Consider the following 14,167-nt stretch of genomic DNA (forward strand, 5'->3'; position numbering starts at 1 on the left):
AAGAGCGGCAGCGCGGGATCCGGCTTTTCCGAATCCCAAATCCCAAATCCCGAATCCCGGAGAGGCGCTTACGCGCCCCGCCTCAGTGATGCCCCGAGAACGGCACCAGCTTGCGCAGCGTGGAGGGCGCACGCGGCCACTTGACGTCGGTCAGGTACGGGTGGTTCGGGTAGTTCAGCGCCAGCACCTGGCGGCTCTGGTCGGCCAGGTTCTTCTGGTCCAGCGCCAGGTAGCTGCGGGTGAGGATGGCCAGCGCGTCGCCGGCCTGCGGGGCCTGCTGGTAGTGCTCGATCACGTACTGCGCGCGATCGGCAGCGGCGATGTAGGCCTTGTTGCGCAGGTAGAACTCGGCCACGTTGATCTCGTACTGGGCCAGGATGTTGCGCAGGTAGATCATGCGCTGGCGCGCGTCGGCGGTGTAGGCACTGTCCGGGAAGCGCCGCGACAGCTCGGAGAAGTCGTCGAACGACTGCAGGTTGTAGCCCTGGTCGCGCCGCGCCTGCGAGCCTTCGCGGTTGATATAGCGCTCGATCACGCCGCTGGTGCGATCAAAATTGATCAGGCCGCGCAGGTAATAGGCATAATCGACATGCTTGTTGGTCGGATACGTCTTGATGAAGCGGTTCACGGTCGACAAGGCATCATCCGGCTGGTTGTCCTTGTACTGCGCGTAGGTCAGTTCGAGTTGGGCCTGCTCGTTGTATTCGCCCGACGGGAAGCGCGCGATCAGGCGCTGGTAGGCCTTGGCGGCGGCGGCGTAGTCGGCGTTTTGCAGCGAGGCGTGCGCGTTGTCGTACAGCGCGACCAGCGGCATCGTGTCGATGGAGTCGCGTTTCGACTTGAACATCGAACATGCGCTCATCGACACGACGAGCGCGAGCACCACAAGCACTTTCAGAACGGGCAATTTGGACATCGGCAGCTTGGGCGAGTCGATTGTTGGGCGCATAAGGAAAGAATTCAGATGTTTGAGCGAAAAGGCATGATAGCCGAAACCGGCCACAGCCCGTGGAGGCCGGCATGACCACGATCCGGCACGAAGCGGAGGTACCGCGGGGCGCGGCGGGACGCAGGTTCGACCAGGCTCTGGCCGAGATGTTCCCCGATTATTCGCGTTCGCGGCTCAGCGGCTGGATCAAGTCCGGCGCGGTGACCCTGGACGGCGAGCAGGCGCCGCCGCGGCAGCTGCTGCGGGGCGGCGAGCAGGTATGCCTGCAGGTCGAGCTGGAAAACGAGGTGTCCAGCGCGCCGGAGGACATCGCGTTGACCATCGTGCACGAGGACGCGCACCTGCTGGTATTGGACAAGCCGGCCGGGCTGGTGGTCCACCCCGGCGCCGGCAATCCGGCCGGCACCCTGCTGAATGCGCTGCTGCACCACGACCCGAAACTGGCCGAACTGCCACGGGCCGGCATCGTGCACCGGCTGGACAAGGACACTTCCGGCCTGATGGTGGTGGCGCGGACGCTGCCGACGTACACCGCGCTGGTCGACCTGCTGTCGCGCCACGAGGTGGAACGCCAGTACGAGGCGGTGGTGCTCGGCACGATGGTGGCCGGCGGTACGGTGGATGCGCCGATCGGCCGCAGCATGGGCGACCGCCTGCGCCAGGCGGTGCGCGATGAGGAAGACGGCAAGCGCGCGGTGACCCATTACCGCCTGCGCGAGCGTTTCCGGGCGCACAGCCTGCTGCAGTGCCAGCTGGAGACCGGCCGTACCCACCAGATCCGCGTGCACCTGGCGCATACCGGCCATCCGCTGGTCGGCGACCCGCTGTACGGCGGCGGCCTGAAGCTGCCGAAGGGCGCCTCGGCGGAGTTGGTTGCCGTGCTGCGCGGTTTCCGCCGGCAGGCGCTGCATGCCGAGAAGCTGTCGTTCATCCATCCGGCCACCGGCGAGGCGCTGTCGTTCGGCGTCGAGCGGCCGGCCGATCAACTGGCGCTGATCGAGGCGCTGCGGGCGGACCTGGCCGAGCACGGCTCGGACCACTACTGACGGCAAGCGCAGGGAGCGCCGCCGATGCATGTGCGATGCTTCCCGAATCCCGAATCCCGAATCCCGAGAAAATGACCGATACCTGGATCTTCCCCGACTGGCCGGCCCCGTCACGGGTCCATGCGACGATCACCACTCGCCTGGGGCCGGGCATCTCGGCGCCACCGTTCGATCGTTTCAACCTCGGCCTGCGCAACGGCGATTCGATCGACGCGGCCCTGTCCAACCGCAGCGCGCTGCAGCAGGCGCTGCGTCTGCCGTCCACGCCGCGCTGGCTGCGCCAGGTGCATGGCGTCAACGTGGCCGAGCTGGGGCCGCTGCCCAGTGCCGACGAGCCGCAGGCGGATGCGGCGGTGTCGCACATTCCCGGCACGGTGCTTTCGATCCTCACCGCCGACTGCCTGCCGGTGCTGTTCTGTGCCGACGACGGCAGCGAGATCGGCGCGGCGCATGCCGGCTGGCGCGGCCTGGCCGGCGGCGTGCTGGAAGCCACCTTGAGCCAGCTGCAGACACCCCCGCCGCGCTTGCTGGCATGGCTGGGACCGTGCATCGGCGCGGCCTCGTACGAGGTGGGCGAGGAGGTGCACAGCGCCTTCGTGGCGTCCGATGCCGGCGCCGCGGGCTGCTTCGCGGCGACCCGGGCCGGGCACTGGTTGTGCGACCTGGCCACGCTGGCGCGGCGCCGCCTGCAGGCGGCCGGCGTGCGGCGCATCCATGGTGGCGGCTTCGATACGCTGGCCGACGCGCGTTTCTACTCCTATCGCCGCGACGGCGCCCGCAGCGGCCGTTTCGCCAGCCTGATCTGGCTGGCCGACAGCTGACGCCACCGCGGTCTTGACGCGCCGTCGTCATGCCGCGTTGCTTGAATCGCCCTCCGTTGTCCGCATTTCACCGGGCAGTGGCGGAGCTGTCCGCCGAAACCTTTCACCTCGTGCGGGGGATCATTCGATGCGGATGGACAAACTCACTTCGCGTTTCCAGCAGGCGCTGGCCGACGCGCAATCGCTGGCCGTGGGCCGCGACCACAACATGCTGGAACCGGTGCACGTGATGGCGGCGCTGCTCGGCCAGCAGGGCGGCTCGACCGCGCCGCTGCTGACCCAGGCGCAGGTCAACGTGCCGCTGCTGACCCAGCGCGTCAACGATATGCTGGAACGGTTGCCTCGGGTCAGCGGGCAGGAAGGCAACATCAACCTGGGCAACGACCTCAACCGCTTGCTCAACCTCACCGACAAGCTGGCGCAGCAGCGCGGCGACCAGTTCATCGCCAGCGAGCTGTTCGTGCTGGCGGCGCTGGACGACAAGGGCGAGCTGGGCGCGGCATTGAAGGCGGCGGGCGCGACCAAGCCGAACCTCGAGGCAGCGATCGAGAAGCTGCGCGGCGGCGAGAAGGTGCAGAGCGAGAACGCCGAGGAACAGCGCCAGGCACTGGAAAAATACTGCATCGACCTGACCGAGCGCGCCGAGCGCAACAAGCTCGATCCGGTGATCGGCCGCGACGAGGAAATCCGCCGCACCATCCAGGTGCTGCAGCGGCGCACCAAGAACAACCCCGTGCTGATCGGCGAACCCGGCGTGGGCAAGACCGCGATCGTCGAGGGCCTGGCCCAGCGCATCATCAAGGGCGAAGTGCCCGAGGGCCTGCGCGACCGTCGCGTGCTGGCGCTGGACATGGGCGCGCTGATCGCCGGGGCGAAATTCCGCGGCGAGTTCGAGGAGCGGCTGAAGGCCGTGCTCAGCGACCTGTCCAAGCAGGAAGGCCGGGTGATCCTGTTCATCGACGAGCTGCACACCATGGTCGGCGCCGGCAAGGCCGACGGCGCGATGGACGCCGGCAACATGCTCAAGCCGGCGCTGGCGCGCGGCGAGCTGCACTGCATCGGCGCCACCACGCTGGACGAATACCGCAAGTACATCGAGAAGGATGCCGCGCTGGAACGGCGCTTCCAGAAGGTGTTCGTGGGCGAGCCCTCGGTGGAGGACACCATCGCGATCCTGCGCGGGCTGAAGGAACGCTACGCGGTGCACCACGGTGTCGAGATCACCGACCCGGCGATCGTCGCTGCGGCCACGCTGTCGCATCGCTACATCGCCGACCGCCAGCTGCCGGACAAGGCGATCGACCTGATGGACGAGGCCGCTTCGCGCATCCGCATGGAGATCGACTCCAAGCCGGAGGAACTCGACCGGCTGGAGCGCCGGCTGATCCAGCTGAAGATCCAGCGCGAGATGCTGAAGAAGGAGAAGGACAGCGAGTCGAAGCAGCGCCTGGCCGACCTGGAAACCGACATCGGCAAGCTGGAGCGCGAGTTTTCCGACCTCAACGAAATCTGGAAATCCGAGAAGGCCGCGCTGCAGGGCACGACCCGGGTGAAGGAGCAGATCGAACAGGCGCGGCAGGATCTGGATACCGCTCAGCGTGCGCAGGACTACGCGAAGATGAGCGAGATCCAGTACGGCCGGCTGCCGGCGCTGGAGAAACAGCTCGCCGCGGCGCAGGCCGCCGAGACGCAGGACTTCAAGCTGGTGCAGACCCGCGTCACCGCGGAGGAAATCGCCGAGGTGGTCGCGCGCTGGACCGGCATTCCGGTCAGCAAGATGCTGGAAGGCGAGCGCGACAAGTTGCTCAAGATGGAGGACGAACTGCACCAGCGCGTGGTCGGCCAGGACGAGGCGGTGCACGCCGTGTCCGACGCGATCCGCCGCTCGCGCGCGGGCCTGTCCGATCCGAACCGCCCGAACGGCTCGTTCCTGTTCCTCGGCCCCACAGGCGTGGGCAAGACCGAGCTGTGCAAGGCGCTGGCCGAGTTCATGTTCGACACCACCGACGCGATGGTGCGTATCGACATGAGCGAGTTCATGGAGAAGCACTCCGTCTCGCGTCTGGTCGGCGCGCCGCCGGGTTACGTGGGCTACGAGGAAGGCGGCTATCTCACCGAGGCGGTGCGCCGCCGGCCGTACAGCGTGATCCTGCTCGACGAGGTGGAGAAGGCGCACCCGGACGTGTTCAACATCCTGCTGCAGGTGCTCGACGACGGCCGCCTCACCGACGGCCAGGGCCGCACCGTGGACTTCCGCAACACCGTCATCGTGATGACCTCGAACCTCGGCTCGCAGATGATCCAGGACGCGGCCGAGAACAGCGAAGGCGGCGACGCGGAGGAGCAATACACCCAGATGAAGGCGTCGGTGATGGGCGTGGTGCAGGCGCACTTCCGCCCCGAGTTCATCAACCGGCTGGATGAGCTGGTGGTGTTCCGTCCGCTGGACAAGGCGCAGATCCGCGCGATCGCGCGGATCCAGCTGACCTACCTGGAGAAGCGCCTGGCCGAGCGCCAGCTGAAGCTGGAGGTCAGCGACGATGCGCTGGCCTTGCTCGGCAACGTCGGCTTCGACCCGGTGTACGGGGCGCGGCCGCTGAAGCGGGCGATCCAGCAGCAGCTGGAGAATCCGCTGGCCAGACAGATTCTCGAAGGCCGCTTCCAGTCCGGCGACACGGTCGAGGTTGCCGCCGAGGGCGGGCAGCTGGTATTCCGCAAGGGCTGAAGCGGACCGATGATCGGGGCAACGTAGAGCTGCCCCACGGCCTGCGAAGAGACAAGGGGGCGCCGTGTCCACCACGCCGTGCGGCGCCGGAGCCCACCCCCGGTTCGCTGCACGGTTCCGCTGCAGGCGGTCAGTCGAGGACGAGGGTGCCGCCGGTGCTCACCAGAACTCCTGCAAAGAAAAGCCCTGGTCCGGCCGGGGCTTTTCTCCTTCCTGTCGCGGGGGCCTACCAGCGATACGCCACCTTGCCGTAGACGTAGGCGCCGTTGAAACCGAACGGCGACGTCGAGCTGTACGGCAGAATGCCCGAGGTGCTGTTCGCGGCGATCACCTTGTCCGGGTATTCGTTGAACACGTTGTCCGCGCCCAGGGTGAAGGTCCAGTTGTCCAGCGTGTAGTCCGTCGCCAGGTCGAGCACCCATTTCGCGGCGAAGGTCTGGTCGTTGGCCGGGTTGGTGTTCAGCACGGTGAACTTGCCGTAGCGCGACAGCGTCGAGCGCAGGCCCCAGTGGCCGAGCGTCCAGTTGCCGCCGAGGGCGAGCTTGTCGCGCGGTGCGCCGATCGTGATGCGGCCGGTCTCCACGCGGCCGATGCGCTGCAGGTTGAGCCCGTTCTGCGCCAGGATCGCCGGGTTCGGGCGGGTGTTGAGGATGGTGGTCTTGTTGTAGTTGTAGCCCAGCGTGAGGTCGAGCCCGCCGCCGGCCAGCTCGGTGCGCCAGCTGCCCACGATGTCGACACCGCGGGTGCGCGTGTCCACCGCGTTGGTGAAATAGCGGCCGCCGGTGACACCGGGGAAGCCATGCGCGGTGAGGTAATTGGTGACTGCGGTGCCGGTGAGGTTCTCCGACAGCACGATGCGGTCGCCGATGCGGATCTGGTAGGCGTCGACGGTCAGCGCGGTGCTGTCGGTGGGCTGCAGCACCAGGCCGAGGCTGTAGTTGACCGACTTTTCCGCCTTCAGCGGCTCGGCGCCGAACGCCCGCCCGACCGGGCTGTTCACCGGGAACGTGCGCACCTCGTACGGCACGCTGCTGATGAACACGGTCGAGGTGGTGGAGTAGTCCTGCTGGGCCAGCGACGGGGCGCGGAAGCCGTTCGACGCGGTGGCGCGCAGCGCGACCTTGTCGGTGAACGCATAGCGTGCCGACAGCTTGCCCGAGGTGGTGTTGCCGAAGTCGCTGTACTTCTCGTGGCGCACCGCCACCGAGCCGCTCAGCTTCTGGGTGACGTCCGCGTCCAGTTCGCCATATACCGACTGGCTGTGGCGGCTGTTCGCGCCGGCGTCGGATGGACGGAAGCCGGGGAACACCTGCGAGCCGCCGCCGAAATAGGAAGTGGGATCGCCGGCGTCGATGGCGTAATTCTCGCGCCGGTATTCCCCGCCGAACGCCAGGGTCAGCGGGCTGGCCAGGCCGTTCACGTCGAAGTCGCGCGAGAAATCCGCGTTGAGCAGCTTCTCGGTGTTGTTCAACCTGCCGGCGTAGAAGTGGGTGGGGCTGGTCGGGCCGAGCTGGGTGTTGAGGCTGTGGTTGACGTCGAACTGCAGGCTGTTCTTGCCGTAGTTGCCGCTGAGATCCCAGTGCCAGTAGTTCGCGGTGGTGCCGCGGATGCCGGCGACGAAGGCGCGGTCCTTCGATGCCGTGGCGATCAGCGGCAGGAAGCCGTCCGGGTAGATCGCCTGGATATTGCGGCTGTCCAGGCCAGGGCGGTAGAAGCCGGCAGACTCCGCGTTGCGGTTGTTGGCGTTCGCGAATGCATAGACGTTGACGTTCGACGACAGGTCGTACTGGCTGTTGAGGAACACCGACTGGTGGGTGACCTCGGGGTCGCCGAAGCGCTGGTTGACGCGGGCATAGCTGGGGTCGGCCGGATTGCGCAGGTCCGGCCCGGCGCGGTCGGTGTAGCCGTCCTTGCCTACGGCGGCGGCCACGCGCAGCCAGCCGTCTTGGCCGAGGTGGAAGCCGATGTCGCCGCTGCCTTCGCGCTGCAGGCCGTCGCCGGCGCTGTACTGGCCCACGCTGGCGGCCACGCTGCCGCCGTCGGCGCCATCCTTCAGCACGATGTTGATCACGCCGGCGATCGCGTCGGAACCGTACTGCGCGGCGGCACCGTCGCGCAGCACCTCGATGCGCTTGACCGCGGTGATCGGGATCGCGTTGAGGTCCACCGGCGAGGAGCCGCGGCCCTGGGTGCCGTTGAGGTTGACGATGGCGCCGGTGTGGCGGCGCTTGCCGTTCACCAGCACCAGCACCTGGTCGGGCGACAGGCCGCGCAGCTGCGCCGGGCGCGAGCCGTCGGTGCCGTCGGTGAGCGACGGGCGCGGGAAGTTCAGCGAGGGCAGCAGCCGCGACAGCGCCGTGGCCAGCTCGGTGGTGCCGGTGCTCTGCAGGTCGGCGGGGTTCAATACGTCGATCGGCGCCAGCGACTCGCCGGCAGTGCGGTTGGATACGCGCGTGCCGGTGACCACCACGGAATCGAGGTTCTTGGCCTTGGCCGGGGTGGGCTGGCTGGCGTCCTGCGCGGCGACATTGCCGGCCAGGGCCAGCAGCACCGCAGCGGGAAGCCATGCCGAAACGATCGGGTTGGAACGTTTGCTCATGGAAACTCTCCAGGTTCATGGGTTGCTGCGGCGCAGCAACTGCAGACTAGTGATGTACCATTGCTTCGTCAATAGACGTATAGACGTCTATCAGTCTAGATGTCCAAACAGTATTTGTTGATTGCGCATGAGGCTGGCAGTCTGGACCGTGTCCGCCCCCGGTTTGCAGGCTACTGCTGCGGGGCGATCATCGCCAGACAACGCCTGGTACGTTGAAATCCGTCCGCGTACCCCGATAATGGCGTGTTGCCGGCCCCACGTTGGTCGGCGTGCCCGGAGTTTCCATGCCCATCTACGAATTCGAATGCGGCAGTTGCGGTCATCGCTTCGACCGCCTGCAGAAGTTGTCCGATACCGATCCCACCGTTTGCCCCGCCTGCGATGCGCCGCACCTGCGGCGGATGGTCAGCGCGCCGTCGTTCCGGCTTGCCGGCAACGGCTGGTACGAAACCGATTTCAAGAAGAACGGCGAGAAGAAGCACAACCTGGCCGATGGCGGCGGTGCCGACGCCAAGCCCGCCGCAAGCGTGCCGACAGCGCCGGCGCCCACGGCCAAGCCGGCCAGCGGCGACTGACCCTCGGCGCAAGCCGCCGCACGGGCGATGTTCAAGCGGGGTTTGGTCTTTCTGCGATAGCGTTGACGGCAACTTCCCGGGGGACAGGTACATGCATCTTTCATCCAGACTTCTGCTCGGCATCGCGGCGACCCTGCTTGGCGTGCTGTCGTTGCCGACGGCATCCCATGCCCAGTCCCGGCAGGGCGATGCGTCGATCCGCTGCGAAAGCATCAACGGCAAGTTCAACCGCTGCGCCGTGCCGTGGCGCGACGCCCGGCTGGTCCGGCAGGAATCGAAGGGCGCCTGCATCCGCGAGGAGAGCTGGGGCGTGGACCGCCAGGGCCTGTGGGTCGATCGCGGCTGTCGCGGGCTGTTCGCGGCCTCGTCCGGCCGCGGTGACTATCGCGACGAACGCACGGGCTACGGCGATGACAGCCGCTACGGCGATCGCGACGATGGCAATCGCCGTGGCGGCTGGCAACCGGGCCCGGGCTGGGATCGACAGATCCGCCTGCAGTGCGACAGCAACAAGAAGCGCTACCAGATGTGCCAGGTCGACGTCGGTCGCCGTGGGCGCGTGCGGCTGGTGCGGCAGATGTCCGATGCCCGTTGCAGCGAGGGCTACAGCTGGGGCTGGAACCGTGCCGGCGTGTGGGTGAACCACGGCTGCCGCGGCCAGTTCGTGGTCGATCGCCGCTGGTGAGCGGTTCCGGGCCGGTCGGCCCGGAGCCCTGCCTGCCGCGGCGGTGGTAACATTCCGGGTCTTTTCCATCTGTTTCGGCCGCCCTGCGGCCTGCCCGGAGTTTCAAGCGCATGCGCACGCATTACTGCGGCCTCATCGATGAGTCGCTGATCGGCCAGACCGTCACCTTGTGCGGCTGGGTCAACAAGATCCGCCTGCAGGCCCACGTCGCCTTCGTCGACCTGCGCGATCACGAGGGTCTGGCCCAGGTGGTGATCGAGCGGGAGAACGCCGCGGCGTTCGCCGTCGCCAACGAGATCGGCAACGAATACTGCCTGCGCGTCACCGGCACGATCCGCCCGCGCGTGTCGGTCAACGACAAGCTGAAGACCGGCACGATCGAACTGGTGGCCGACACGGTGGAAGTGCTCAACGCCGCGAAGGACCTGCCGTTCGCGCTGCACGAGAACCCGAACGAGGACATGCGGATGACCTACCGCTACCTCGACCTGCGCCGCCCCGAGATGCAGGCGATGATGCGCAAGCGCATCAAGCTGGTGCAGACGCTGCGTCGTTACCTGGACGAGCGCGGCTTCCAGGACGTGGAAACACCGATCCTGACCAAGGCCACCCCCGAAGGCGCACGCGACTACCTGGTGCCCAGCCGCGTGCATCCGGGCCAGTTCTATGCGTTGCCGCAGTCGCCGCAGCTGTTCAAGCAGATCCTGATGGTGGCCGGCTTCGACCGCTACTACCAGATCGCGCGCTGCTTCCGCGACGAGGACCTGCGCGCCGACCGCCAGCCGGAATTCACCCAGCTCGACCTGGAGTTCGCCTTCGTCGAGGAGAAGGACGTGCAGGACTTCGTGGAGGAATTGATCCGCCACGTGTTCAAGGAAGTGCAGGGCGTCGAACTCGATGCCACGTTCCCGCGCATGACTTGGGCTGAGGCGATGCGTCGCTTCGGTTCGGACAAGCCCGACCTGCGCATCGCGCTGGAGCTGGTCGACGTCGCCGACGCGGTGAAGCACATCGAGTTCAAGGTGTTCGCCGAGCCGGCGAACGACGCGGCCGGCCGCGTCGCCGCGCTGCGCGTGCCGGGCGGCAGCACGCTGTCGCGCAAGGACATCGACGGTCTCGCCGAATACGCCTCGCGCTACGGTGCGAAGGGTCTGGCCTGGCTGAAGGTCGAGGACCTGGCGAAAGGCCGTGAGGGCATCAACTCGCCGGTGGCGAAGTTCCTCGACGACGCGGCGCTGGACGGCGTGCTCAAGGCCACTGCAGCGCAGAGCGGCGACATCGTGCTCTTCGGCGCCGGTGCGTGGAAGACCGTCACCGACTTCATGGGTGCGCTGCGGCTGAAGGTCGGCAAGGACCGCGGCCTCGTCGAGGACAGCTGGAAACCGCTGTGGGTCACCGACTTCCCGATGTTCGAATACGACGACGAGGCGCAGCGCTTCGTGGCCTTGCATCATCCGTTCACCGCGCCGAAGGTGGATGACGCCGCGCAGCTGCGCGCCGATCCGCACAACGCGGTGAGCCGCGGCTATGACATGGTGCTGAACGGCAACGAGATTGGCGGCGGCTCGATCCGCATCCATCGGCCGGAAATGCAGAGCACGGTGTTCGACTTGCTCGGCATCGGGGCGGAAGAGGCCGAGATGAAGTTCGGCTTCCTGCTGAAGGCGCTGAAATTCGGCGCGCCGCCGCATGGCGGCCTGGCGTTCGGCGTCGACCGCATCGCGGCGCTGATGGCCGGCACCGAGTCGATCCGCGACGTGATCGCCTTCCCCAAGACCACCAGCGCGCAAGACCTGATGACCGACGCGCCGTCGCCGATTGCTCCGGCACAGCTGAAGGAACTGCACGTGCGGGTGCTGGGCGACGAGGTGCCGGGCGCCTGATCCCGCGCGCCGACAGGGTCGGCGCCGGATCGGCCGTGCGCGGGCAGTTGCCGGCGGCGTTGCCGTTTCTTCCACTTCGCGTCGGGTGTCATTTGCTTCATGTCTGATCACGTGATCCTGCTGCACGGCCTGTGGATGCGCGGTTTCGCGCTGTCCATGCTGCACCGCCGGCTGATCGAGGCGGGTTTTCGCGTGCACCGCTTCGATTACCTGAGCGTGGCGGCCACCCAGCAGCGCATCCTGGACCGCCTGCAGGCGCGCATGGCCGCGCTGGCGGGGGAGGCCGATGCGGTGCACCTGGTCGGCCACAGTCTCGGCGGCTTGCTGGCCTTGCGCGCTTGTCTCGATGCCGAGCTGCCACCGGGCCGCATCGTTTGCCTGGGGTCGCCGCTGAAAGGCAGCGCCGCTGCGCGCGGCTTCGCCGCCTGGGGGCGTGGCGGCGAGGTGCTGCTGGGGCACAACCGCGAATTGCTGCAGCAGGGTTTCGAACGCTGGGACGGGCCGCGCGAGGTCGGCGTGATCGCCGGGCGCATGCCGCTCGGCCTGGGCGCCATGCTCGGCCATTTCGCCGGCGAGCACGACGGCACCGTGGCGGTGGAGGAAACCCGCCTGGCCGGGCTGGCCGCGCATTGCGTGGTCGAGGCGAACCATACCGGCCTGCTGTTCTCGCATGAGGTGGCGCGGCTGGTGGCGGAATTCCTGCGGAATGGGCAGTTCACGGGAACTCCCGGCTGAGTCGTCATGCCGCGGTACGGCGATGGCGATGCGGCCGGCACGACGGCCGAATTCAGGTAAAATTGGCCGCTTGTCCAATCGCTTCGCGCAGGAATCGTCATGGGTAGAGGCCCGTCCATCGAAGGTCGCAAGAACGCCGAAGACGCCAAGCGCGCCAAGGTGTTCACCAAGCTGATCCGCGAGATCACCGTCGCCACGCGCGCCGGGGTGGCCGACCCTGGCGGCAACCCGCGCCTGCGCGCGGCGATCGACAAGGCGCTGTCGGCGAACATGACTCGCGACACCATCGATCGCGCGGTCAAGCGCGGCTCCGGTGTCGACGGCGGCGCCGACATGCAGGAACTGCGCTACGAGGGCTACGGCCCGGCCGGCATCGCGCTGATCATCGAAAGCTTCACCGACAATCCCACCCGCACCGTGGCCGACGTGCGCTACGCGCTGACCAAGCACGGCGGCAACCTCGGCACCTCGGGCTCGGTGGCGTTCCAGTTCACCCGTTGCGGCGAACTGGTGTTCGCCACCGGCGGCGACGCGGCGGCCGAGGAAAAGGTGCTGGAAGCGGCGCTGGAAGCCGGCGCCGACGACGTGCTCAACGAGCACGGCGAGAGCATCGTGCTGTGCACGCCGGAGAGTTTCGAAACGGTGCAGCAGGGGCTGATCGCGGCCGGGCTGAGCGCCCAGCACGCCGGCGTGGTGATGCGCCCGAACAACCGTGTCGAAGTGCCGGAGGAAGCGCTGGAGCAACTGCTCGACCTGCTCGAGAAGCTCGACGCGCTGGACGACGTGAGCGAGGTGTCACACAACGCCTTGCTGCCGACGACGTGATTCGGGATTCGGGATTGGGGATTCGGTAATGCACAAGCACGCGACATTCGCGGCACTGCAATCGGCCGACCGCAGCTCGATATCCGCGGGCACGGAAAAGCGAAATCCCGCTTGTGACTGACGAATCCCGAATCCCGAATCCCGAATCCCGTGCCGTCAGAATTATCGGCATCGATCCCGGCAGCCAGCGTACCGGCGTGGGCATCATCGACGTGGACGAGGTGGGCAAGCTCACCCACGTCTTTCACGGTGCGCTGGCGGTGGCCGGCGAGGCCACGTTCCCGCTGCGCCTGAAACGCATCTTTGACGAACTGTGTGACATCATCGCCACGCATCAGCCCGCCGAGTGCGGGATCGAGCGCGTGTTCATGGCGCGCAATCCGGATTCGGCGTTGAAGCTTGGACAGGCGCGCGGCGCCGCGATTTGCGCGGTGGTCAGCCAGGGGATCGTGGTGCACGAATACGCAGCAACCGAAGTGAAGCAGTCCGTGGTCGGCAGCGGTCGCGGCGACAAGACCCAGGTACAGCACATGATCGGCGTGCTGCTCGGCCTCAAGGGGCCGCTGCAGGCCGATGCCGCCGATGCGCTGGCGGTGGCGGTGACGCATGCGCACACCCGCGCCAGCCTGGCCCGCGTCGGCATTCCGCGCACGGCCTGGAGGCGACGCCGGTGAGGGCGTCGGCGATGAACAAGGCAGGGAGGCGACGCCGATGATCGGACGTCTGCGCGGCATCCTGATAAGCAAGCAGCCGCCGTCGCTGCTGGTCGAGGTCGGTGGCGTCGGCTACGAGGTCGAGGCGCCGATGTCGACGATCTACGACTTGCCGGGCCTCGGCAAGGAAGTGACCCTGCTCATCCATCACGCGGTGAAGGAAGACAGCATCACGCTGTACGGTTTCCTGCATGAGAGCGAACGCACGCTGTTCCGCAACCTGCTGAAGGTCAGCGGGATCGGCGCGAAGATCGCGCTGGCAGTGCTGTCCGGCGTGTCCACCGATCACTTCGCGCGGCTGGTGCATGCCGGCGACGTGGTCGCGCTGACCAAGGTCCCCGGCATCGGCAAGAAGACCGCCGAGCGCATCGTGGTGGAGCTGCGCGATCGTCTCGATGGCCTGTCCGGCATGCCCGGCGCCGCGCTGCATGCGGCCGGCGCGCCGCTGGATGCCGCCGGCGAAGCCACCGTGGCGCTGCAGCAGCTGGGCTACAAGCCAGTCGAGGTGAGCCGGCTGGTGCAGAAGGTCGCCGCCGAGGGCGACGACGCCGAAGCGATCATCCGCAAGGCCCTGCGCGCGGCGCTCGGGAGCTGATCGTGGGACAGCAGAC

Annotated in this window: 12 protein-coding genes; 10 read left to right on the forward strand and 2 right to left on the reverse strand. The window is 67.5% G+C overall.

Annotation, left to right across the window (positions count from 1 at the left end; all coding sequences use genetic code 11):
- Nucleotides 1-82: 82 nt before the first annotated feature.
- On the reverse strand, nucleotides 83-949 hold the full coding sequence (locus ASG75_RS12490) for an outer membrane protein assembly factor BamD (protein WP_056390637.1): 867 nt from the start codon (nucleotides 947-949) through the stop codon (nucleotides 83-85).
- 71 nt (nucleotides 950-1,020) lie between these two features.
- Here ASG75_RS12490 and rluD point away from each other — a divergent pair, with 71 nt between their 5' ends.
- The 3 genes from rluD (at nucleotide 1,021) to clpB (ending at nucleotide 5,541) form a co-directional block, all read left to right on the forward strand.
- Nucleotides 1,021-1,995 carry a 23S rRNA pseudouridine(1911/1915/1917) synthase RluD gene (rluD, locus tag ASG75_RS12495; protein WP_056389864.1) on the forward strand — a complete coding sequence of 325 codons (975 nt, stop codon included), beginning with the start codon at nucleotides 1,021-1,023 and terminating at the stop codon, nucleotides 1,993-1,995.
- A gap of 71 nt (nucleotides 1,996-2,066) precedes the next feature.
- A complete protein-coding gene (pgeF, locus tag ASG75_RS12500; RefSeq protein WP_056389867.1) occupies nucleotides 2,067-2,816 on the forward strand; it encodes a peptidoglycan editing factor PgeF in 750 nt (249 codons plus the stop codon).
- Between the two features lie 127 nt (nucleotides 2,817-2,943).
- A complete protein-coding gene (gene clpB, locus ASG75_RS12505; protein WP_200935701.1) occupies nucleotides 2,944-5,541 on the forward strand; it encodes an ATP-dependent chaperone ClpB in 2,598 nt (865 codons plus the stop codon).
- Between the two features lie 226 nt (nucleotides 5,542-5,767).
- Here the strand turns inward: clpB and ASG75_RS12510 are convergent, their stop codons facing one another.
- Entirely contained in the window at nucleotides 5,768-8,140 is a 2,373-nt protein-coding gene (locus ASG75_RS12510; RefSeq protein ID WP_056389875.1) for a TonB-dependent receptor, read from the reverse strand.
- 284 nt (nucleotides 8,141-8,424) lie between these two features.
- On the opposite strand from ASG75_RS12510, the gene ASG75_RS12515 reads away from it, so the two are divergent.
- From ASG75_RS12515 to ruvA, 7 genes are all read left to right on the forward strand, one after another.
- A complete protein-coding gene (locus ASG75_RS12515; protein ID WP_056389878.1) occupies nucleotides 8,425-8,715 on the forward strand; it encodes a zinc ribbon domain-containing protein in 291 nt (96 codons plus the stop codon).
- Between the two features lie 91 nt (nucleotides 8,716-8,806).
- Entirely contained in the window at nucleotides 8,807-9,400 is a 594-nt protein-coding gene (locus tag ASG75_RS12520) for a DUF3011 domain-containing protein (protein WP_056389880.1), read from the forward strand.
- A 110-nt stretch (nucleotides 9,401-9,510) separates the two neighbouring features.
- Nucleotides 9,511-11,283: an aspartate--tRNA ligase gene (aspS, locus tag ASG75_RS12525; RefSeq protein ID WP_056389884.1), complete on the forward strand. Its 1,773-nt coding sequence runs from the start codon at nucleotides 9,511-9,513 to the stop codon at nucleotides 11,281-11,283.
- A gap of 99 nt (nucleotides 11,284-11,382) precedes the next feature.
- Complete coding sequence (locus ASG75_RS12530; protein ID WP_056389886.1) at nucleotides 11,383-12,018, forward strand: alpha/beta hydrolase; 636 nt, start codon at nucleotides 11,383-11,385, stop codon at nucleotides 12,016-12,018.
- 99 nt (nucleotides 12,019-12,117) lie between these two features.
- Nucleotides 12,118-12,843, forward strand: coding sequence for a YebC/PmpR family DNA-binding transcriptional regulator (locus ASG75_RS12535; RefSeq protein WP_056389889.1), 726 nt, complete (start codon nucleotides 12,118-12,120; stop codon nucleotides 12,841-12,843).
- A gap of 113 nt (nucleotides 12,844-12,956) precedes the next feature.
- Nucleotides 12,957-13,517: a crossover junction endodeoxyribonuclease RuvC gene (gene ruvC / locus ASG75_RS12540; RefSeq protein ID WP_235580223.1), complete on the forward strand. Its 561-nt coding sequence runs from the start codon at nucleotides 12,957-12,959 to the stop codon at nucleotides 13,515-13,517.
- A gap of 37 nt (nucleotides 13,518-13,554) precedes the next feature.
- A complete protein-coding gene (gene ruvA / locus ASG75_RS12545; protein ID WP_056389892.1) occupies nucleotides 13,555-14,151 on the forward strand; it encodes a Holliday junction branch migration protein RuvA in 597 nt (198 codons plus the stop codon).
- Nucleotides 14,152-14,167 lie beyond the last annotated feature (16 nt).

Source organism: Rhodanobacter sp. Soil772 (assembly GCF_001428385.1).
In the GTDB taxonomy this organism is placed as follows: Bacteria; Pseudomonadota; Gammaproteobacteria; order Xanthomonadales; family Rhodanobacteraceae; genus Rhodanobacter.

Excerpts from the sequence above, each read along its gene's own strand:
- ASG75_RS12510 (WP_056389875.1), bottom strand. The coding sequence starts at position 8,140 with ATGAGCAAACGTTCCAACCCGATCGTTTCGGCATGGCTTCCCGCTGCG.
- ASG75_RS12520 (WP_056389880.1), top strand. The coding sequence starts at position 8,807 with ATGCATCTTTCATCCAGACTTCTGCTCGGCATCGCGGCGACCCTGCTT.
- clpB (WP_200935701.1), top strand. The coding sequence starts at position 2,944 with ATGCGGATGGACAAACTCACTTCGCGTTTCCAGCAGGCGCTGGCCGAC.
- ASG75_RS12530 (WP_056389886.1), top strand. The coding sequence starts at position 11,383 with ATGTCTGATCACGTGATCCTGCTGCACGGCCTGTGGATGCGCGGTTTC.
- ruvA (WP_056389892.1), top strand. The coding sequence starts at position 13,555 with ATGATCGGACGTCTGCGCGGCATCCTGATAAGCAAGCAGCCGCCGTCG.
- aspS (WP_056389884.1), top strand. The coding sequence starts at position 9,511 with ATGCGCACGCATTACTGCGGCCTCATCGATGAGTCGCTGATCGGCCAG.
- rluD (WP_056389864.1), top strand. The coding sequence starts at position 1,021 with ATGACCACGATCCGGCACGAAGCGGAGGTACCGCGGGGCGCGGCGGGA.
- ASG75_RS12535 (WP_056389889.1), top strand. The coding sequence starts at position 12,118 with ATGGGTAGAGGCCCGTCCATCGAAGGTCGCAAGAACGCCGAAGACGCC.
- ASG75_RS12490 (WP_056390637.1), bottom strand. The coding sequence starts at position 949 with ATGCGCCCAACAATCGACTCGCCCAAGCTGCCGATGTCCAAATTGCCC.
- ASG75_RS12515 (WP_056389878.1), top strand. The coding sequence starts at position 8,425 with ATGCCCATCTACGAATTCGAATGCGGCAGTTGCGGTCATCGCTTCGAC.
- pgeF (WP_056389867.1), top strand. The coding sequence starts at position 2,067 with ATGACCGATACCTGGATCTTCCCCGACTGGCCGGCCCCGTCACGGGTC.